Genomic DNA, 19,720 nt, shown 5'->3' on the forward strand with positions numbered 1-19,720 from the left:
TGCGGAAAAACCCTCTGCTGAACCAGTCGAGCTTCCGGTACGCCTCAGTGCTTTCAAGACACGCAACCAACTCGGGGTGACGCGGATGCTTGTAGATTTCCGGTGAACCGGCGCCGTCCAGAAGCGAGTAGTAGAGATTGTCATAACGCTCTTCGCTGAGACCGATGACCTTCCACATCAGGATGTTAAAGGGGGCGGCAATCGCAAAGACTTTTTCAGGCGGCACACCCTGGTTTTGAAAAATCATGCGTGCCTGATACTCAACATAGCGCTGAACAACGACACTTGTCCCTAGATATGCGGTGGTGACGATCAACGCACCTGCGACCCAGTTTCGCAACCGGTTCGTCCAATGTTTCACGCACAGTGCCCAAATGACAACCACAAGCAATGGCAGCGTGTAGAGCGGATCGATAATGAATACGGAACCAACCCCGACGGGGTCAGGATAGATCGGCCAGAAGAGACGTGTCCCATAAACCGTCATCGCATCGATGATGGCATGCGTGGAGAGACACAGGAAAACGGTCGCCCAAGCTAGCCAGCGATGTTCGCGCAGATCCTTGAACAGCACCCTCACCCCTTCCCCAATGATGGGCGTGGCCAGGGCGTGGATCAAAAGGGAATGCGACCAGCCCCTGTGATAGACAAAGCTGTCGATCGGGTCGTCGAAGGGAATAAAAACATCCAGATCGGGCAACGTTCCCAATACGCCCCCGATGAGCACCGCCCTTCTTGGACCAAGGGTCTTGCCAAGACATGCGGTAGAGACGGCAGCGCCGAGGACGAATTGAGTAAGTGAATCCATAAAAATCCGGTTGAGCTGAACGTCTTGAAAGTTAGGCGGTTATGTGAGGCATGTGGCGGTCAACCGCAATACCGGACCAGGAAAAATTCGGAGAATTCTGCCATTACCGGCTGAGCGACAGAGCTTCCCTAGTTCACTGCGGACAGGTGATCCTCGTCAACCATGATAATGCGCACACGTATTGGCTCGCTTATCCCGAACATCCGGCGCGCGGTCTCATCGAGTTTTTCAACCAGCCTCTGACGCAACTCCGGGGTTCTGTTGGGTTTGTTGCGACAAGTCAGCTCAACATAACACCCTGACAGATTGACCGTTGCATCGGGAATGACGGTCACGAGCGCTTGTTCGCCCTCAGCTTCAAGACCGGTAATGACCACGTCGTTGAGCAGTTCCAAATCGGCTTCGGAAATAGCCTCCTTGGCATCGACATAAATTTTGAGCGTCGGCATGCGGTTCCTCCGAGTGGATACGGTGAACAAATTCGCGAAACACCGGGGGCAGCTTCCCCCTTCCAAGGTTGCTATTGCCAGTTAAGCTCATGAATTTGTTATTTGAAAACAAAAAAATGGCGAGAGACATCCGAAGAAGTCTCCCGCCAGAATTTTGTCACCGTTTTTGCAGCTCAATCAGTCGACTTCCCGAAACGCCCCTTTGGAGGCGCTGGTTGTCATCTTGGCGTAGGCGCGCAGCGCCTTGGAAACCTTTCGCTTGCGTGTTTCAAGCGGCTTCCAGGCCGCCTCGCCTTTTTCTTCCATGTTTTCACGACGTGCATGCAGCTCCGCAAGGGTCAGGTCGACATCGATTTTCCGGTTCGGAATGTCGATAATGATCATGTCACCTTCTTCGACCAGGCCGATTGCACCACCTTCTGCCGCTTCCGGTGAAATGTGACCGATGGAAAGGCCAGAGGAACCACCGGAGAACCTGCCGTCTGTGATCAAGGCACAGGCCTTGCCCAACCCTTTGGACTTCAAGTAGCTGGTCGGATAGAGCATTTCCTGCATGCCGGGACCGCCACGCGGACCTTCATAGCGGATCAGAACGACATCCCCTTCCTTGACCTTGTTGGTCAAAATGGCCGAGACGGCGCTATCCTGGCTCTCGAATATCCGGGCTGGTCCGGAGAATTTCAGGATGTTGTCATCAACTCCAGCCGTTTTCACGACGCAGCCGTCTTCCGCGATGTTGCCGAACAGAACGGCAAGTCCGCCATCCTTGCTGTGGGCGTGCTCACCGTCACGGATTACACCTGTCTTCCGGTCAAGATCCAGATCATCCCAACGCCGTTCCTGGCTGAAGGCCACTTGCGTCGGTACTCCCCCCGGCGCTGCCTTATAGAAATTGTGAACGGTTTCGGAATTCGTCTGGCGGATATCCCAACGGGCCAGAGCCTCGCGCATGGAAGAAGAATGCACTGTCGGAATGTCGCTGTGTAGATGCCCCGCGCGGTCCAGTTCACCGAGAATTCCCATGATACCGCCGGCGCGATGCACGTCTTCCATGTGAATGTTTTCAACCGCAGGCGCAACCTTGCACAGCACCGGCACCTTGCGGCTCAAGCGGTCGATGTCATCGAGGTTGAACCCGATCTCGCCTTCGTGCGATGCCGCCAGCAGGTGCAGGATCGTATTGGTGGAACCACCCATGGAGATATCCAGGCTCATGGCGTTTTCAAATGCCTGGAAGTTGGCAATGTTGCGCGGCAGAACACTCTCGTCGTCCTGCTCGTAATACCGCTTTGCCAAGTCAACAATCAGATGGCCTGCCTCAACGAACAACCGCTCGCGATCAGCATGCGTTGCCAGCGTCGAACCGTTGCCCGGAAGCGCCAGGCCGAGGGCCTCGGTCAGGCAATTCATCGAGTTGGCGGTGAACATGCCGGAACAGGAACCACAGGTTGGGCACGCGTTCTGCTCCATGGTCAGGACGTCGGCGTCAGACATGTTGTCGTCAGCCGCAGCAACCATTGCGTCAATCAGGTCAATCGACTTGGCAACTCCATTTTCTAGAACGACCTTGCCTGCTTCCATCGGTCCACCGGAAACAAAAACTACCGGAATGTTCAGACGCATGGCGGCGTTCAGCATGCCCGGGGTAATCTTGTCGCAGTTGGAGATACAGACCAGCGCATCGGCGCAATGGCCGTTGACCATATATTCCACGGCGTCCGAGATAACTTCCCGGGACGGCAGCGAATAGAGCATGCCATCGTGTCCCATGGCGATGCCGTCATCCACGGCAATCGTGTTGAATTCCTTGGCAACACCTCCGGCCTTCTCAACTTCGCGGGCCACCAGCTGGCCAAGGTCTTTCAGATGAACGTGCCCTGGAACAAACTGGGTGAAGGAATTTGAAATTGCGATGATGGGTTTGCCGAAATCGTCGTCCTTCATGCCCGTGGCGCGCCAAAGGCCGCGCGCACCGGCCATGTTGCGGCCATGTGTGGATGTTCTGGAGCGATACGGGGGCATTCAGGTCTCTCCCTACATTTGCAAACATCTTGCCTGTTCCGGCGACCAAAACCAGCCGGTACAAGTCGCTTTTCTGCGCCCAAATTTCATTTTGATATGGGGTTTGACAGGTTTTTGACCAGAACGAAAGACCAGTTTGATCAAAAAGAGTACGCTCCGGTACGGTTAGGGGTGGATTGCAGGCAAAAGCTGCGATTCTAATGCGGAAGATGGGAGGAAATCAGAATTTGGGGCAAACACATGTCCTGGAAGAATCTCGCGAAATGGGGAAACCAAAAAGAAAGCCGGTGCAGGCTTTCACCTGGCACCGGCCAACAATCAGACTGCCCCAGAAGGGGGTGGATGTCGGGCAGCCTGAATCTGTGAAGTCTTATTCGGCAGCAACCGAATTGGCGGACAGGGTCGGATAGTCGGTGTATCCCTTGGCACCACCGCCATAGAGCGTGTCGGGGTCGAGCTCGTTCAGCGGAGCTTCCCGAACCAAACGCTCGACCAGATCCGGGTTGGAAATGAACGGCCGACCAAAGGCGACCAGATCAATGGCATCGTTATGAACCGCGTCAATCGCTGAAGCCCTGTCGTAGCCATTGTTGCCCATCGTCGTGCCGTCAAAGAGCGCGTAAAGCGCTGCGAGGTCACCACCTTCAGGAATGTCGCGAGGACCTCCGGTCTGTCCTTCAACGAGATGGAGATAGGCAAGTCCGTACGTGTTCAGCAGGCTGATCACGTGGGAAAAGGTCTCCTGAGGATTGCTGTCGGCAATGTCGTTGGCATTCGAATACGGGCTGAGGCGAATTCCAACGCGGTCACCTCCCCAAACAGAAACGACAGCGTCCATCACCTCTTTCAGAAAGCGGGATCGATTTTCAATCGAACCGCCATAGTGGTCGGTGCGCTTGTTGGAACCATCGCGCAGAAACTGGTCGATCAGATATCCGTTTGCCGCGTGCACTTCGATGCCGTCAAAACCGGCCTTTCGAGCATTCTCGGCGGCCTTGCGATAGTCTTCGACGATCCCTGGAATTTCGGCTGCATCCAGCGCCCGCGGTGTTGGAGTGTCAACGAACTGAGTACCATCAAAGGATTTCGACTGGGCTGCGATTGCCGAAGGAGCAACTGGATCAGTCTCGCCCGGCTGAAGAACCGGATGCGAAATCCGGCCCACATGCCAAAGCTGAATGACAATCTTGCCGCCTTTTTCGTGCACGGCGTCGGTCACTTTTCTCCAACCCTCAACCTGAGCATCGGAATAGATGCCGGGTGTCCAGGCGTACCCCTTCCCTTGCGGTGAAATCTGAGACGCTTCGGTGATTATCAAACCGGCATCGGCCCGCTGGCCGTAATATTCGGCATGCAGCTCAAATGGCGCATCGTCTTCCGGTCGAGCCCGGTTACGGGTCAGCGGAGCCATGACCACCCGGTTCTTCAGATTGATGGATCCGGCGTTTGCCGGGGTAAACAGTTTCGCGTCAGACATTGTCAGTATTCCTCTTGGTCTCTCGCGGTTGTATTCACCTGTATTATTGGACTATTCAGTCCAAAATTAAGCGCACGAAGTCATTGACCGACTTGTGTTGTGCAATCCGTTTGGTTCCTCTCAGGTGGAGAGAATGATTTTGGCTTGTTTCAGAGTTTCGGCGATACGGTCGGCAGGAATTCCGGCTTTTCGAAGCGCCAAGGTTCCGATGGCCAGAGACGAAAAGGCACTTGCCTTGTCCCGGACCGCTTCGGGGTGTTGAGGATCCAGTGCATTTGCAAAAATCTCCTCGATGCTCTCCAGATGGCGTCGGCCAATTTGGGCAACTTTCTCATCATGTGGAGCGAGTTCTGTAATGCAGTTCACCAGCATGCAGCCTTGCGTTCCTCCTTGAGGATCCGATAGGGCTTGCATCATGGCCTCCACTGCGTTGCCGTCAGCAGTGTCGGCAACATTCTTCAAATTGCGAATACCGTTTCGCGAATAGTGCTCGAGCGCCCGCAGGAACAGGGTTTGCTTGCACCCGAATGCACTGTAAAAACTCGACCTGCTCAGACCCATTGCCTTGGTCAGATCATCCAGAGACGTCGCTTCATACCCGTTTTGCCAGAATACTCTGATTGCAATCTCGAGAACCGCGGCTTCGTCGAAGTTGCGCGGTCGCCCGGGTCCGGCACTCCTCTTGTCCGGAGTTGAAGTATGAGTGCTTGTCTCTGTCATGCCCAATGATATGGACTACACAGTCCAGAATGGCGTCACATGCGACAGGACCCTGAAAAGGCATCACCAACATCGTCGAAGACACGAGCCACAGCTTCCATTTCATAAAGCTTGCTCGTACGCCGGACGCCTTCCACCAGATAGAAATCCTGAATGGGGAACTGGTTGGAATTAAAACGGAAGTCACCGCGCACACTCTCGAATGGTGCTGCGCTGATTGCCGAAAGCAGTGCTTCCCGGTCCTTCGCCCCGCCGGTCAGTTCTATTGCGAAGTGGATCAGTCTGGCCGCGTCATACCCTTGAGCCGCGTAGATCGACGGCGGGTATTCATAGGCTCTGCCAAATTCGCGCACAAAACGCTTGTTTGCCGGATTATCGAGATTGGGTGCCCAATGCGACGCTGAAAACAGACCTTCGGCCATTTCAGCGGTGTAAGGCAGCGTCACGGCGTTGATTGTCCGGGCAGACAGGAAAGGCACGATACCTTTCAAACCGGAAGTGTGAAACTGTTTGACCAGTTCGATCCCCATGCCGCCCGGCATGAAGGCATATATGGCGTCGGGTTCGATTTCCGCGATTTGAGAAAACTCGTCCTCAAACTCGGTGTCTCCAAGTTTGGGAAACAGCTCGCGGGCGATTTGCCCCTTGAAGTGGCGGCGAAAAGCCGCGACGGCATCGCGCGCTGCTTCATAGTCCGGCGCAATGGTTACGATCCTCTGATAGCCCTTAAGACTGGCGTATCGTCCCATGGTTTCATGGACTTGATCGTCTTGCGATGCGGTTGAAAAGAAGAAGCGGTTGCAATTGCGCCCGGCAATTGGGGCCGGGCCCGAATGGGTTCCGATGAATGGTGTCTTTGAGCGCACGACCGGATCGTGCACGGCAAGCATCACTTTGGAGAAATTTACGCCGACCAGAATATCGATACCGTTTTGTTCGATCAGCTTGGTGACCTGCTCAACTGCCCGTTCCGGGTCGAGCTTATCGTCGACAACAATCACGTTGGTTGCCAATCCACCAAGCGCACCATTGGACTGATTGACGGCCAACATGAAACCATCGCGCATTTGCTTGCCAAACACCGCAGCCGGTCCGGACAAGGTTGCCATCAAGCCGACTTTCAGCTCTTTCACTTCCTGCGCAACGCCGATTTGACAGGACAGAACAAGGGCTGCGATCCCACCTGTTGTTCTTGAAAGAATATGCGAGATGCAACGTTTCATGATGTGTGCCCGTATGCCTTAATTCGCTGCAGGACCAGGAATTGCTCCCACCGCATGAACCTGCCTGCCCGACCAGAGAATGACAAAGACTGGTTAGGTATTTGCAAACATGGCGCTGATCAGCGCCGCAGAGAATCACACCACTGTCATAATTGACACAAAATTCCTTAGAGCCGCCGCAATCCGGCCCGCCTGCCGACTTATTAACAAAGATTAATGCGCCGGTAACCAAAATGGCAGCCGCTCTGCGCGCGCCTAATCCCGCAAACCAGGAGGGCCAAATGTATTATGTAAACGTGCCAGCCGCTTCTTGCGACGAAGAACAAGGCCACAGAACGGACGATGCAACAAATAAGAACAATAAGACCGATCTGAAACTCGTCAGTAACTCGGAAGGAAGTTCGGACACCGGCGAAGAAATCCAACCGTTTGACCCGAGCGAAATCGCGGCAAAAATTCTGCAGATGCACGCCTCGGCCGATGAGGTGAAGGCAGCGGCAAGCCGCGAACCCAAAATGGTTTGGGGACAGGAAGATACATCCTTTGAAATTCCCGGTGTTTTGCGTCGCCCACGCGAAACCGACACATATGCCGGACTTCAGCCTGAACCCGTGCCGGAGGTTGCCCAACCTTCTCGGAAAACCGGATCGTTCCTGAAAGGCCCGAGTTCCATCGTGCTCGTTTGCTGCGCTCTGGTCGCACTGGCGGCAGGCGGTACAGCTGCAATTTTCACTTTGTCAGGTCCTTCCGGGCAAGAAGCAGCAGTTTCCCGGGCCGTGGAGACCGAGGCAATTGCGACGGAGCCGGCAACAGACAACATTGTGGCTACGGCAGCATCCGAAAATTCTGACGACATTGCATCGACATCCACAATTGTTGCACCAGAAATGCAACAGGTGGCCGGAGAGACCGTGGCGGCAACACCGCAGCAGATCGCAAAAGCCAAGGACAGGATCCGGGACGCGTTTGCCACCGGCAACTCTGGAGCTCCGGCAACAAGCAGCCAGGAAGCACTTACTTCCTCCGATCAACCTGTTGAAACACTTGCGGATCAGGCGCAACTTCGTCTTGAACAAGGTGCAAGCACCGCTGAAGCACCTTTGACGGCCAGCACGCCAGACAACCTGCCTGTGATTGCGAGTACAGCAGAGTCCGTTCCGATTCCAGATAACCTGATACCGACATCAGCCGGTGCAACGGAACCGCAATCGGGTTCTCAGACCCCTGTGGTCAACACTCCGGAGCCAGGTCCCGGACTTCAGGCCCCGCTGGCCGAGGCAACCTCTTCAGAACCTGCCAAGCCAGTGGAAACCGCAGCAGCGTTGCCGTCCGATCCGTCTTATCCGAATGCGGCGACAACCTCGGCTTCTGTGAATATGAGGCAATCGGAAGAGAAAAATGCGAAAATCATCGCTGTCATTCCGCAGAACACGCAAGTTCAGTTCAACGAATGCGGTAAGTGGTGGTGTGGTGTCTCATATGATGGCAAGACCGGCTTTGTCGGTGAGAAATATCTGGTGCGGTCGACGCAACCGGAGTGATTTCGACCAAAAGCGGTAGCTGCTTGTTAATTCCGACGAATTACCATGGTCTCTAAAGGCAGCGACATAAAAGAGCCGATTTGAGCAAACTGTCAAATCGGCTTGTCGCTCTGATTTCCCTGCAACCGCAGGCGGGAGATGGATCATGGATCTTCGGAAAACAGGCAGTCTGGCATCGACACTTTTCATTGCATCCCAGTTAGTCATGCAGCCAGCCCTGGCCGATGGAACCGATTGCGTCGTATATGCCACGGACTATGCCAACGCGCGCATGGGTAGCGGCGACATGGTCGGAGATGCGGTCTCCGGAGGCATGGCCGGCGCGGTTGTCGGAGGAGAATGGCGAGGTCCGATCGGGGCAATCAGAGGCGCGCGCGCCGGAGGCGCACTCGGTGTCCTCGACAATCTGGGCTCGCTTCCCGGAGGTTGGCAGGCGCTTTATGACACCGCGTATCAGATGTGTCTGCAGCAAACGTCAAGCGTAAATGCAGCCCCCTCCTACGGAACACCATATTATCCTGGAAACATCTATGCTTCGCCGCAACCCGATTGCCGGTCGACAGCAACTGTAAACGCTCCCATGAAACGGAGCCCTGACGGCAGTATTGTAGCTGGCTCAGGTCTTGGCACCTGCCAGTAACGCCGGTTTCGGTCATGCGTCCGATCCTGTTCCTTTTGGCGAATGACGTCACAAGATCATTCCAACAGTTGACCTGACGGGCGAAGCACATTCAACTATGGCCAATTTAGATGGGCGTGTTCCCATGCCGAGACTCACATAAACGACAGGACTTTTCATGACCCGCCGTGCTCTTCTTGCTTCCAGCTTCGCCGTCGCATTGCTGGCCGGTTTCCAACTTTCTTCGTCCCCGGCTGCAGCTCAGCAATGCGGAGGTGATTTCCGGCAGTTTCTGGCCGGTGTCAAACAGGAAGCCGTTGCCAAGGGTTTGTCCGCCAACGCTGCCGACAGAACCCTTGCCGGGGCGCAGATCGACCGGAAGGTCTTGTCTCGGGACCGGGCTCAAGGCGTTTTCAAGATGACCTTCCTGGATTTCTCCAAACGCGTAATTTCCAGCTACCGTATGAAAAACGGTGCTGCGAACATGAAGAAACATGGCGACGTGTTCCGACGGACCGAGCGAGAGCATGGAGTTCCTGCTCCAGTCATTACTGCTTTCTGGGCGCTTGAAACGGATTTCGGCGCGGTTCAGGGCGACTTCAACACGGTCAATGCACTGGCTACCCTCGCGCATGATTGTCGCCGTCCGGAACTGTTCCGACCACAACTGATCGCTGCCATCGAAATGGTTCAAAACGGCGATCTTGATCCTCAGCGCACGACAGGCGCCTGGGCCGGTGAAATCGGTATGGTGCAGATGCTCCCTGAGGACATCATCAAATTCGGACGTGACGGAGATGGCAACGGGCATGTGCGACTGAAACAGTCAGCTCCGGACGCGATCCTGACCGCAGGTGCCTTTATCGATCATTTAGGCTGGCGCCCGGGTGAACCCTGGCTTCAGGAGGTTACCGTTCCACAGAACCTGAACTGGGCGGAAACCGGCCTTGGCAAAACCAAGACGGGCGCACAATGGGCGGCACTCGGTGTACAGCCTCGCTGGGGTGACATTTCATCCAACCTCCCCGCTTCACTGCTGTTGCCCCAGGGCCGGAAAGGCCCGGCTTTCCTCGCTTATCCGAATTACAATATCTATCTGGAATGGAACCAGTCTTTCATTTACACAACTTCAGCAGCCTATTTCGCGACGCGGCTGGCCGGTGCACCTCGCTACAATGCCGGAAATCCGGACCCCGGTCTGAATGATGCACAGATGAAGCAATTGCAGACCAGGCTTTCAGACATGGGTTACAATGTCGGCAAAATCGACGGAATTCTCGGCGCCGGAACCCGAGCTGCGGTTCAGGACGTTCAGCAAAAACTCGGAATGCCGGCGGATGCCTGGCCTACGCCGGAGCTGCTGAATCGCCTCTGAGGCATGACATCGGCATAGGGCCAAGAGATGCGCTGGCTTCGGAAGCAGATTGCGAGATTTGGCTCAGGCAATCTGCTTTTGAAAGCGGAGCTGGCCGTCATTGTGGCCGGACCAGTTCTGCTGATGAGCCTACCATTTCAACTTCTTCGGTTCTCAACGGTGTTTCTACTGGCGGGCTATTGTCTGTGGCGCTTGAAGCACAATGGTGTCATTGGAGCCTATCTGCAGTTCAATTGGACCGGTTGCCGCAAGGCTTTGCCCGGTGTTGTTTTGCGCTGCTTTTTGGGGGCAATTGCAATCATCGCCATCGTGCTCGTGGTCAGTCCTGAACGTCTGTTCTGCATTCCTCGGGCGGACCCCATGTTGATGGTCCTGATCGTGGCTTTCTATGGACTGGTCTCGGTCCTGCCCCAGGAAATTGTCTTTCGCGGATATGCTGCGTGGCGCCTGGACAGTTTCAACGTTCCGTTCCTGCCTGCGCTTTTTATTTCAGCACTACTCTTCGGTTGGGTGCATATCCTGTTCGGGTCGCTTCTGTCCGTGGTCTTGAGTATGGCAGCCGGTCTCTCGTTCTTCAGAACTTACAGAAAGTATCGGTCGCTGGCAGCCGTCTGGCTGGAACACAGCCTTATCGGCATTGCGATATTTGCGTTTGGGCTGGACAACCTATTCTACCTTGGCCCGACACCCGAGGCTTTCGCCTCGGTATGTTCTGCAACTGTCGCGGCACGTTGAGACGCTTCAGCGGGTACAAAGCATCCTGGCGTCAGTAATAGCCGCGAAACGGATCGCGAATTGTGGCGAAGGCCGGTTTGTGAACAGTGACATAATCCTGTGTCTGGATGAGCGGGCGGCCCGGGCGCCAGTAATGTTCGATCACGAATTCAGTAATTTCGATACGTTGTTCCAGGGAATAGTCTTGCCCGTGCGGATAAAGCAGGATCATCCAGATCACCGACATAAAGGCTTCGAAATCATCGACCCAGAATTCGACCTCGCGCGTTTCCGCGTCGATCTTGCAGCCCTTCATCGCAGGATCATCCAACAGCGTCGTGCGAAGTTGAAGCAGGTCCTGATCCGAGTTGGAGCCAAAAAACATTCCGGCGAAATGATTGTAGAGCCATGTTGTTGTCCCTGGGCGCCTTTCGCGCGCCGACATCATCACCAGATGCATTGCACCTTGCGGCGCCAGAACGCTTTCGTAGATCGCCTTGATTAGCCCCGGCCATTCCTGCGCGGCGCAATAATAAAGACAATGATGCAGCGTTACGAGATCGAGTTTCCGTCCGCCAAGGATCAGCTCCAGTGTCTGCTCCGCCACGGCTTCGTTTTCAAAATCCCTGCAGAAATCGCCTTGAACAAGACTGACGGTATCAATGGACTGCCTGTCCAGGCGTTCCTTGATCTTTGCCAGTGCGGCACCATCGATATCGTAAAGCCATAGTCCGCGTTGAAATGCAGCCTGAAGGATCCGGAATTGCGGTTCATCCCCTGCCCCGATTGCAAGTGCAGTCAGCTTTCGGTCAACCGGCATTCTGGAATGAAGCTGGCGGATCGCACGCATCAGACTAATCGCTACGTCCGGCTTTTCGCTCGCGTACCGTGCCCAGATTTTGTTTTGCTCGAAAATTCGGTATTCGGCTGCCTTCAGGCCTCGCTCAATCAAGCTGTCTGTGGTCGCAACCAGCATCTAAGTTCCTCCAATTGACAAGAAGCGGCGTCATCGGAGACATCTTTTCTCTCCTCTACACCCTTGGGAACTAAATACCTCAAACATTCGGCTATCTTCGTGAAATCTTGTTCATCTTTCTCTCAGATTGGATTAAATATTTCTCATCTTTCCGAGCTGAACGTTCTTCAGAGATCTTTCCCGGTCGAGCAAATTCCGATGAGGTTGCAATGTCGTTGATCATCCGCAGTGCTGAAAAAGGTGACGCCCGCAAGATGGCGGATATCCTCAACAGGATCATCGAAATCGGAGGCACCACCGGCTATCGTGGAACTTTTGACGAGCAACGCATCCTCAATGAATTCACGCCGGATCTTGGAATCAGCTGTTTCGTCGCAATTGATGGCACGCAGCTTGTCGGGTTTCAGTCACTCGTCTGGTCGGATCCCGACTGGCCTGGTGAGGCAAAACTGCCGGAAGACTGGTCAATCATTGCAACCTATGTGGACCCCACAACACATAGCAGAGGGGTCGGTCGGGCGCTGTTTGCAAAAACCGCCCAAGCCGCCAGGGACGCAGGTGCCCGGCACATCGATGCGACAATCCGCAAGGAAAATGCTGGTGGACAAGCCTATTATGAGAGCCTCGGTTTTACCGATTACCGCACCAGCGCAACCGCCGTGTCCAAACGGTATACGCCGGTGTAATGTCGAGATCTGAGACGGGAAGCTATTGAACCTTGGGTTCTGTCGCGCCCGGGGCATCCTCTTCAACCACCGCTTCTGCGTCGTCCCCCAACAGGAAAACGGCCAGAATTTTGGCAGGCCCCTCTCCTGTGTTTTCACCACGGTGCGTGACATCCATTGCTTCAAGCATCCCGTCACCTTGGCGATAGAGTTTCTTGCCGATGCCGTCATAGGTAACGGTGATTTCACCCTCAAGAATGTAGCCAAACAACGGAGCATTGTGTTTATGCCAGCCGGTAACCTCTCCTGGATCCATGGTGATGACGAGTGCTTTTACCGAAGGGTTGTTTTGCGGAAATGTAACCTTTTCGCCGGCAACCGTGAGGTCTCCTGACAAGACTTCCCTGACCTTTTCATAGGTCGAATGCGCTGCCTCCGCTTTCTGTGCGGCCTGTGATCCGGGCTTTGCTGCTGGTTGAGAAGGAGCCGGCTTGCCGTCCGGTGTGATGGACTTATCAGCAGCAAAACCGGGAGCAGCACCCGCACTCGCGATCACACACAACAAGACAATTATTTTTTTCAGGGACATCGTCATCACTTCGTTGGTTGTTCAATTGGGAGTTCACGTTTCTGAACTTGTCGATCAGATGTCGATGCTGCTTCCCGGTGTCATTGAGGCTACCTTGCCGGCGTTACCTCCCATTGCGCCGACGAAGGTTTCGGCCGTCTCATCGATTATCGGGAAAGAGCCGTAATGGCAGGGCACGATGGTATCGAATTGAAAGAAGCGATTGCAGGCCATCGCGGCGACTTTGCCACTCATTGTAAAGCGGTCTCCGATCGGAACCAGTCCGATACTGGGGCGGTAGATCTCGTTGATCAGTGCCATGTCGGAAAAGATGTCGGTATCGCCCATGTGATACAGCACCTTTTGTCCTGGCACTTCGATGATCACGCCATGGGGATTGCCAAGGTAAATTGCTTCTCCGTCCCCCTGTTTCGACGACGAATGTTCCGCCTTTGTGAGCGCCACCTTAAAAGCACCGACATTCACCATGCCACCGGTGTTCATGGGATTGATATTTTCAACACCTTGTCGTGTCGCCCACATGCAAATCTCGAAATTAGAGGTCAGCATTGCTCCGGTGTTCTTCAGAATTTCAATTGCATCTCCGATGTGGTCGTCGTGACCGTGCGTCAAGATCACGTGAGTGACACCGTCTGCAACTTGCTCCGTGCTCAGATACTCCGGAAAAGCCGGATTTCCGGTCAGGAATGGATCAATCAGGATCGCGGCGTCTTCCGCTTCAATCTTAAAGGCCGAGTGGCCGTACCAGGTGAGTTTCAAGATACGTTCCTCCAGGTCAGGATTTCTGGCTGTGCAGTTTTGGAAACCAAAAGCTTGGCTGAATGTGGGCCAGCACGGAAAACCACATTGGAAAAATTGCATTTTTCTCTGCTGAATACCAACCCGTATTCCATGCTAATCACACTATAGTGTCACGCCGAGACCACAAAACCTGCAGGCCACATTACGGAGCGCAGCATGTCCCGACGCCTCAATTGTCGAGTTTCTCAAAACCTCTGGAATGAATTGCAAGCGGAAGCGAAACGAACCGGAAACAGTCTGTCTCACATTGTACAGGAAAAGCTCGGTGCGGCGTATGATCTTGAGCATCATACGATATTTCAAGTGTCCACCAGTACCGCCGTGACAAAGGGGTTGTTCAAAGGCTGCACCACGGTGGCAGACCTGAAAGACCATGGCGACTTCGGTCTGGGAACATTTGAAGATCTGGACGGCGAAATGATCCTTTTTGAAGGACAGGCCTATCAGGCCCGCGACGGAGGTATCGTCTCCATCGCTCCGGAAACCGCGCTGACACCGTTTGCGACCGTGACCCGGTTCTCACCGGAGCATCATTCAGCTCTATCGGCAATCGAAACCCAGCTTCAGCTGGAAGCATGTCTTGACGCGCTCAGACCGTCCGACAACACCTTTGTCGGTATCCGCATCGACGGGATATTCGACCGAATTGAATTGCGGGCTGCCTGCAAAGCCGCTCCCGGTGAAGATCTCGTTGCCGCGACCAGCCACCAGAGTGAATTCGCGTTCGAGAATATCGAGGGTACTCTGGTCGGTTTCTGGGCCCCTGCCTATGCCAAAACACTGACCATCGCAGGGTATCATTTGCACTTCATTTCCAAGGACCGTTCGAAAGGCGGACATCTGATCGATGTCACCGCGCAAAACCTTCAGGCGCAACTGCATCTTGAAACCGATTTCCATGTCGCGGTTCCGGAAACCGAGCAATTTCTTGCAGCGGACCTGAATGAGGACCCCTCGGCAGATTTGCAAATTGCTGAACATGGGCATGCGAATGACAGAAACTGAACGTTCGGCAATTGTTTTTCTGGCGACTTCATGCGAGCCCTGCTAAAGCGCAGTCATGGCAAACGACCCCGCACTTTCTCTGGAAGACTTTATCGCCGCATTGCCGGTAAACAGTCGCCTGATCGGCCTGGACCTTGGAACCAAGACAATCGGCCTCGCCCTTTCCGACCTTGGTCGCGGAATTGCGACGCCGATGGACACGATCCGACGTAAGAAATTTACCGTGGACGCAGAGCAGCTTCTCGACATCTGCTCAAAACAGGAGGTCGGCGGGATGGTTCTGGGCCTTCCCCTCAACATGGATGGCAGTGAAGGTCCCCGCGCCCAGGCGACTCGTGCCTTTGCCCGCAATCTGTCTCAAAAGACCGATTTGCCGATCACCTATTGGGATGAACGTCTTTCGACCGCAGCCGTCACCCGCACATTGTTGGAGGCCGATACCAGCCGGGAAAAACGGGCCGGTGTCGTCGACAAAATGGCCGCAGCCTACATTTTGCAAGGTTTCCTGGACCGACTCGGCTTCATGGGAATAAATACTTAGACTTCGTCCGGTCCTCGTTTCCTCCAGCCATACAACACAAATCCCTGCCCGGCTGGATACGTTTGGTTCTCTTCAAACGCGAAAGCCACACCATGCTGACAACGTTTGCCACCCTGGCGCCAGTCATACTCGTGATCGCTTCAGGCTACCTCATTGCCCGAATCGGCTTGATCACCGGCGAACAATGGCGTGGCGTGGAGAAACTGGCCTATTTCGCACTGTTCCCTGCTGTCTTGTTTCGGACAATTTCGCAAGCCGACTTCGAGAGTTTTCCGACACTCAATATAGGCGGAACGTTGCTGGCATCGATTGTCACGTTGACAGTCCTGCTTCTGCTTGCCCGCCCTGCCATCGAACGCATCTGGGGAATTCCCGCAGTTCGCTTCACGTCGATCTTTCAGGGCACCTTGCGCTGGAACGCCATGATCGCGTTGGCAATCGCAGACAATGTTGCGGGTGATACCGGTCTTGCCATGCTGGCAGTCGCCATGGTTGTCATGATCCCCGTTCTCAACGCCATGAGCATCCTGGTCCTGTCCCGATATGCCAGCGGAACAGCTCCAAGCGGTACCAAAATCCTCAAGGACCTTTACACCAACCCTTTCATTGTCTCGATAGTCGCCGGTGTCGTTTTCAATCTCACCGGTTTGACCCTGCCCTTCGTTTTCGAAGACACACTGGAGATTTTCGCGCGGGCCGCTCTTCCCATCGGCATTATCTGTGTCGGTGCCGGGCTCGACCTCGGATCCTTACGGCGCCCCGGACCGGCCCTGACCATGGGCGCATTCCTTCGCCCCGTCTTCATGCCTCTTCTGACATTTGGTTTTGCGTTGCTATTCGGGGTAACCGGGCCTGCATTGGTTGTCGTCATCATTGCAAGCGCGGTTCCGTGCGCCAGCAATTCCTACCTTCTTTCCCGTCAAATGGGTGGCGATGCCAAGCTGATGGCCGAAATCATTACGCTGCAAACTCTGGCTGCTACCGTGACCATTCCGTTGGCATTGCTGTTGTTCACGTAAGATTGCCGGTCATTTTTGAAATTTGTCCAACCGTACAAATATTTAGCTGACATGTGGACAGCGGGCATGGACCAAAATCACGCTTGTGCGGTTGAACGATTCCCCATATAGGGTTGGTCTCGATGACCGCGACAGACACCCATCGAAACAGTCCTTTTCCCCATCGTCATTTGCTGGGCATAGAAGGCCTTCACCCCCACGAAATTCTGGGCCTTTTGGACCGGGCTGAGGAAGCCGTTGAGATTTCCCGCCAAGTGCACAAGCGCAAGCACGTGCTTGAGGGACGGACCCAGATCAACCTCTTTTTCGAAAACTCCACCCGCACCCAAAGTTCGTTTGAGCTGGCCGGAAAACGGCTTGGGGCGGATGTCATGAACATGGCCGTCTCCCAGTCTTCGGTGAAAAAGGGTGAGACGCTGATCGACACGGCGGCGACCCTGAATGCCATGCATCCGGATCTTCTGGTTGTCCGTCATCATGCGGCCGGGGCCGTGCACCTGCTGGCGCGAAAGGTCGGATGTTCGGTCGTGAATGCCGGCGACGGCCCTCACGAACACCCGACGCAAGCGCTGCTCGATGCTCTTACGATCCGAAGGCACAAGGGTAAGATCGCAAGGCTCACTGTGGCAATTTGCGGAGACATAACCCACTCTCGCGTTGCCCGCTCCAACATCATCCTGTTGAACGCGCTTGGCGCCCGCGTCCGGGTCATCGCGCCTTCGACACTACTGCCCTCCGGCATCGCTAAAATGGGTGTGGAAGTTTTCAACGACATGCGCGAAGGCCTGAAAGGTGCGGATATCGTCATGATGCTGCGACTTCAGCGTGAGCGCATGAGCGGTGCCTTTGTCCCTTCGGTGCGCGAATACTACCGATACTATGGTCTGGACGCGGAAAAGCTCAGCTTTGCCAAGGAAGACGCCCTGGTCATGCATCCAGGTCCGATGAACCGCGGCGTCGAGATTGACGCCTCCATTGCCGATGGTGCGCAGAGCCTGATCCGCGAACAGGTGGAAATGGGGGTCGCCGTGCGCATGGCGGTCCTGGAAGCGCTCGCCGCCAACCTGCCCAACAACTAGCATCAGAGGACAAAGAACGTGGCTCTCGACACACCAAAACCTCTGGTCCTATCCAACGCCAGAGTCATTGATCCATCGCGCGATCTGGACGCACCGGGTTCGGTCATCATCGCCGACGGCACCATCATGGCGGCAGGGCCGGAAGCGGCCAATGAAGGTGCGCCTTACGGTGCAGAAATCGTCGATTGTAAGGGGGCTGTCGCCTGCCCCGGCCTGATCGACATTTGCGTTTCCGTAGGAGAACCCGGCGCTGAGCACCGGGAGACACTGGCGAGCGCGTCGCAGGCGGCTGCCGCAGGTGGTGTCACGACAATCTGTACGATGCCCGACACGGATCCGGTGATCGACGACCCGGCACTCGTTGATTTCATCCAACGCCGCGCACGCGACACGGCAAGTGTCAACGTCTTGCCTCTCGCTGCCCTGACAAAGGGGCTCGAAGGCAAGGAAATGGCGGAGATCGGGCTTCTGAAGGAAGCTGGAGCCATTGCATTTACAAACGGCCACAAGTCGGTGAAGAACGCCCAGGTCATGCGCAGGATGATGGCCTATGCCCGCGATTTTGACGCGCTCATCATCCACCACACGGAAGATCCGGACCTTGCGGGCGGCGTTATGAACGCCGGTCTCAATGCCAGCTGGAAAGGTCTTTCCGGCGTGCCGCGAGAAGCTGAGATCATCATGCTGGAACGCGACCTTCGCCTTGTCGGCATGTCGAAGGGAAAATACCACGCGAACCTGATCTCCACCTCTGACAGTGCGGACGTCATTCGCGTCGGCAAGAAAAGAGGTCTGGACATCACCGCCGGTGTGTCGATCAATCATCTCACACACAACGAGAACGACATCGGTGCCTACAGAACCTTCTTCAAAATGTCGCCGCCACTTCGCAACGAAGACGACCGCCAGGCAATGATTGCGGCAGTCGCCGACGGTACGATCGACATCATCTGTTCCAACCACGATCCTCAGGACGTGGAAACAAAACGTCACCCATGGGCTGAAGCAGAAGACGGAGCGATCGGACTTGAGACTCTGCTGGCTGCAGCCCTCCGGCTGTTCCACTCCGAACAGGTCGACCTCGTCACTCTTCTCGCGTCGATGACCTGCAGACCGGCAGATCGCCTCGGCCTTGAAAGCGGCCGCCTGACCAAGGGGGCACCTGCCGATGTGATTGTCTTTGATCCGGACCGACCCTGGGTTCTGGAAAAGAACGCAATCCGCTCGCGTTCCAAGAACTCGCCGTTCGAGGACGCACGTTTCTCCGGACGCGTGTTGCAGACCGTGGTCGCTGGAAAGACTGTTTATAATTACTCCTGAACAATCAACTGTTCGTCCGATCTGAAATCCCGGTTCACGCCACATTTTTCGTGGAAGGTGGCCGGGATATTCAATTTCCGCAGGTGGATTTTATGCGTCTGACCGGACTGTTTTTTCTCGCGCTGGTTCTGTTATCGGGCCCGGCTTCTGCTTCTGATCTATACTTGAAATACAAATTGTACGCTGTCGGTCTGCCAATCGGTTCCGGGGTACTGAGATTCGACCTGAAAGGCGAAACATATTCGATCAACAGCGACGGACAGACCGCAGCATTTGGCCGCCTGGTCTCGGATGGCAAGGGCGCTGTGAAAGTGCGCGGAGCACTCAAAGACGGATCATTGTCACCGGAAAGCTATGCTTTCAATGTCAGCAGCGAAAACGAAACCGGATCCGTGGCGTTGGAACTTCGCAAAGGTGCTATCAACAAGATTACCGTCACCCCTCCCCAAGACAGGATGAACGAACGGATCAAGGTGACGGATGAACACAAGCAAGGTGTGCTTGACCCGTTGACGGCTGCGATTTTGCCAGCGCCGAATGGTATGGCCCCTGAAAGCTGCAACCGGACCCTGAGCCTCTTCGACGGCAAAGAACGTTACAATGTTCACCTAAACTACAAGTCCCGGCGCAAGGCCAAAACCGCCGACGGTCGTTTTAATGGCGACGTTCTTGTCTGCCGCGCCCGATACGAGCCTGTGGCGGGCCACCGCCCAAAACGCAAGACTATTCAGGAACTCGCCAGTAACAAATCCCTTGAAGTCTGGCTCGCACCTGTTG

20 protein-coding genes are annotated in these 19,720 nt (G+C 55.0%); 11 read left to right on the plus strand and 9 right to left on the minus strand.

Annotated features, from left to right (window positions below; all coding sequences use genetic code 11):
• From K5905_RS06715 to K5905_RS06740, 6 genes are all read right to left on the minus strand, one after another.
• Positions 1-808 (minus strand): metal-dependent hydrolase (locus K5905_RS06715; RefSeq protein ID WP_297581712.1); only part of this gene is annotated, 808 nt, incomplete at its 3' end.
• 128 nt (positions 809-936) lie between these two features.
• The gene (locus tag K5905_RS06720; protein ID WP_297581715.1) at positions 937-1,257 is read right to left on the minus strand and encodes a hypothetical protein; all 321 of its coding nucleotides are present in this window, start codon (positions 1,255-1,257) and stop codon (positions 937-939) included.
• Positions 1,258-1,434: 177 nt separating this feature from the next.
• On the minus strand, positions 1,435-3,279 hold the full coding sequence (gene ilvD / locus K5905_RS06725) for a dihydroxy-acid dehydratase (protein ID WP_297581718.1): 1,845 nt from the start codon (positions 3,277-3,279) through the stop codon (positions 1,435-1,437).
• Between the two features lie 370 nt (positions 3,280-3,649).
• On the minus strand, positions 3,650-4,756 hold the full coding sequence (locus K5905_RS06730; protein WP_297581721.1) for an alkene reductase: 1,107 nt from the start codon (positions 4,754-4,756) through the stop codon (positions 3,650-3,652).
• A 120-nt stretch (positions 4,757-4,876) separates the two neighbouring features.
• Positions 4,877-5,476 carry a TetR/AcrR family transcriptional regulator gene (locus tag K5905_RS06735; RefSeq protein ID WP_297581723.1) on the minus strand — a complete coding sequence of 200 codons (600 nt, stop codon included), beginning with the start codon at positions 5,474-5,476 and terminating at the stop codon, positions 4,877-4,879.
• Positions 5,477-5,511: 35 nt separating this feature from the next.
• Positions 5,512-6,699, minus strand: a complete 1,188-nt coding sequence (locus tag K5905_RS06740; RefSeq protein ID WP_297581724.1) for an ABC transporter substrate-binding protein — start codon at positions 6,697-6,699, stop codon at positions 5,512-5,514.
• Positions 6,700-6,980: 281 nt separating this feature from the next.
• Between K5905_RS06740 and K5905_RS06745 the strand changes: the two genes are divergently transcribed.
• From K5905_RS06745 to K5905_RS06760, 4 genes are all read left to right on the plus strand, one after another.
• Positions 6,981-8,240 carry an SH3 domain-containing protein gene (locus K5905_RS06745; protein ID WP_297581726.1) on the plus strand — a complete coding sequence of 420 codons (1,260 nt, stop codon included), beginning with the start codon at positions 6,981-6,983 and terminating at the stop codon, positions 8,238-8,240.
• Between the two features lie 145 nt (positions 8,241-8,385).
• On the plus strand, positions 8,386-8,880 hold the full coding sequence (locus tag K5905_RS06750; RefSeq protein WP_297581729.1) for a hypothetical protein: 495 nt from the start codon (positions 8,386-8,388) through the stop codon (positions 8,878-8,880).
• Positions 8,881-9,037: 157 nt separating this feature from the next.
• Positions 9,038-10,234, plus strand: coding sequence for a lytic murein transglycosylase (locus tag K5905_RS06755; RefSeq protein WP_297581732.1), 1,197 nt, complete (start codon positions 9,038-9,040; stop codon positions 10,232-10,234).
• A 27-nt stretch (positions 10,235-10,261) separates the two neighbouring features.
• Positions 10,262-10,969, plus strand: a complete 708-nt coding sequence (locus tag K5905_RS06760; RefSeq protein ID WP_297581734.1) for a CPBP family intramembrane glutamic endopeptidase — start codon at positions 10,262-10,264, stop codon at positions 10,967-10,969.
• Between the two features lie 31 nt (positions 10,970-11,000).
• On the opposite strand, the gene K5905_RS06765 is transcribed toward K5905_RS06760, so the two are convergent.
• A complete protein-coding gene (locus K5905_RS06765; protein ID WP_297581737.1) occupies positions 11,001-11,924 on the minus strand; it encodes a hypothetical protein in 924 nt (307 codons plus the stop codon).
• A gap of 209 nt (positions 11,925-12,133) precedes the next feature.
• Here K5905_RS06765 and K5905_RS06770 point away from each other — a divergent pair, with 209 nt between their 5' ends.
• Positions 12,134-12,610 carry a GNAT family N-acetyltransferase gene (locus tag K5905_RS06770; RefSeq protein WP_297581740.1) on the plus strand — a complete coding sequence of 159 codons (477 nt, stop codon included), beginning with the start codon at positions 12,134-12,136 and terminating at the stop codon, positions 12,608-12,610.
• A 22-nt stretch (positions 12,611-12,632) separates the two neighbouring features.
• On the opposite strand, the gene K5905_RS06775 is transcribed toward K5905_RS06770, so the two are convergent.
• Complete coding sequence (locus K5905_RS06775) at positions 12,633-13,178, minus strand: cupin domain-containing protein (RefSeq protein ID WP_297581743.1); 546 nt, start codon at positions 13,176-13,178, stop codon at positions 12,633-12,635.
• Between the two features lie 54 nt (positions 13,179-13,232).
• Positions 13,233-13,937: a metal-dependent hydrolase gene (locus tag K5905_RS06780; protein WP_297581747.1), complete on the minus strand. Its 705-nt coding sequence runs from the start codon at positions 13,935-13,937 to the stop codon at positions 13,233-13,235.
• Between the two features lie 198 nt (positions 13,938-14,135).
• Here K5905_RS06780 and budA point away from each other — a divergent pair, with 198 nt between their 5' ends.
• The 6 genes from budA to K5905_RS06810 all read left to right on the plus strand — a co-directional run.
• Positions 14,136-14,984 carry an acetolactate decarboxylase gene (gene budA / locus K5905_RS06785; protein WP_297581749.1) on the plus strand — a complete coding sequence of 283 codons (849 nt, stop codon included), beginning with the start codon at positions 14,136-14,138 and terminating at the stop codon, positions 14,982-14,984.
• Positions 14,985-15,039: 55 nt separating this feature from the next.
• Positions 15,040-15,525: a Holliday junction resolvase RuvX gene (ruvX, locus tag K5905_RS06790; protein ID WP_297581753.1), complete on the plus strand. Its 486-nt coding sequence runs from the start codon at positions 15,040-15,042 to the stop codon at positions 15,523-15,525.
• 92 nt (positions 15,526-15,617) lie between these two features.
• Positions 15,618-16,544, plus strand: coding sequence for an AEC family transporter (locus K5905_RS06795; RefSeq protein WP_297581756.1), 927 nt, complete (start codon positions 15,618-15,620; stop codon positions 16,542-16,544).
• 122 nt (positions 16,545-16,666) lie between these two features.
• A complete protein-coding gene (locus K5905_RS06800; protein ID WP_297581759.1) occupies positions 16,667-17,623 on the plus strand; it encodes an aspartate carbamoyltransferase catalytic subunit in 957 nt (318 codons plus the stop codon).
• Between the two features lie 18 nt (positions 17,624-17,641).
• A complete protein-coding gene (locus tag K5905_RS06805) occupies positions 17,642-18,943 on the plus strand; it encodes a dihydroorotase (RefSeq protein ID WP_297581762.1) in 1,302 nt (433 codons plus the stop codon).
• A gap of 164 nt (positions 18,944-19,107) precedes the next feature.
• Positions 19,108-19,720: DUF3108 domain-containing protein (locus tag K5905_RS06810; protein WP_297581764.1), on the plus strand; the 613-nt coding region annotated here is incomplete at its 3' end.

Origin of the sequence: Roseibium sp., from assembly GCF_025698965.1 — a bacterium.
In the GTDB taxonomy this organism is placed as follows: Bacteria; Pseudomonadota; Alphaproteobacteria; order Rhizobiales; family Stappiaceae; genus Roseibium.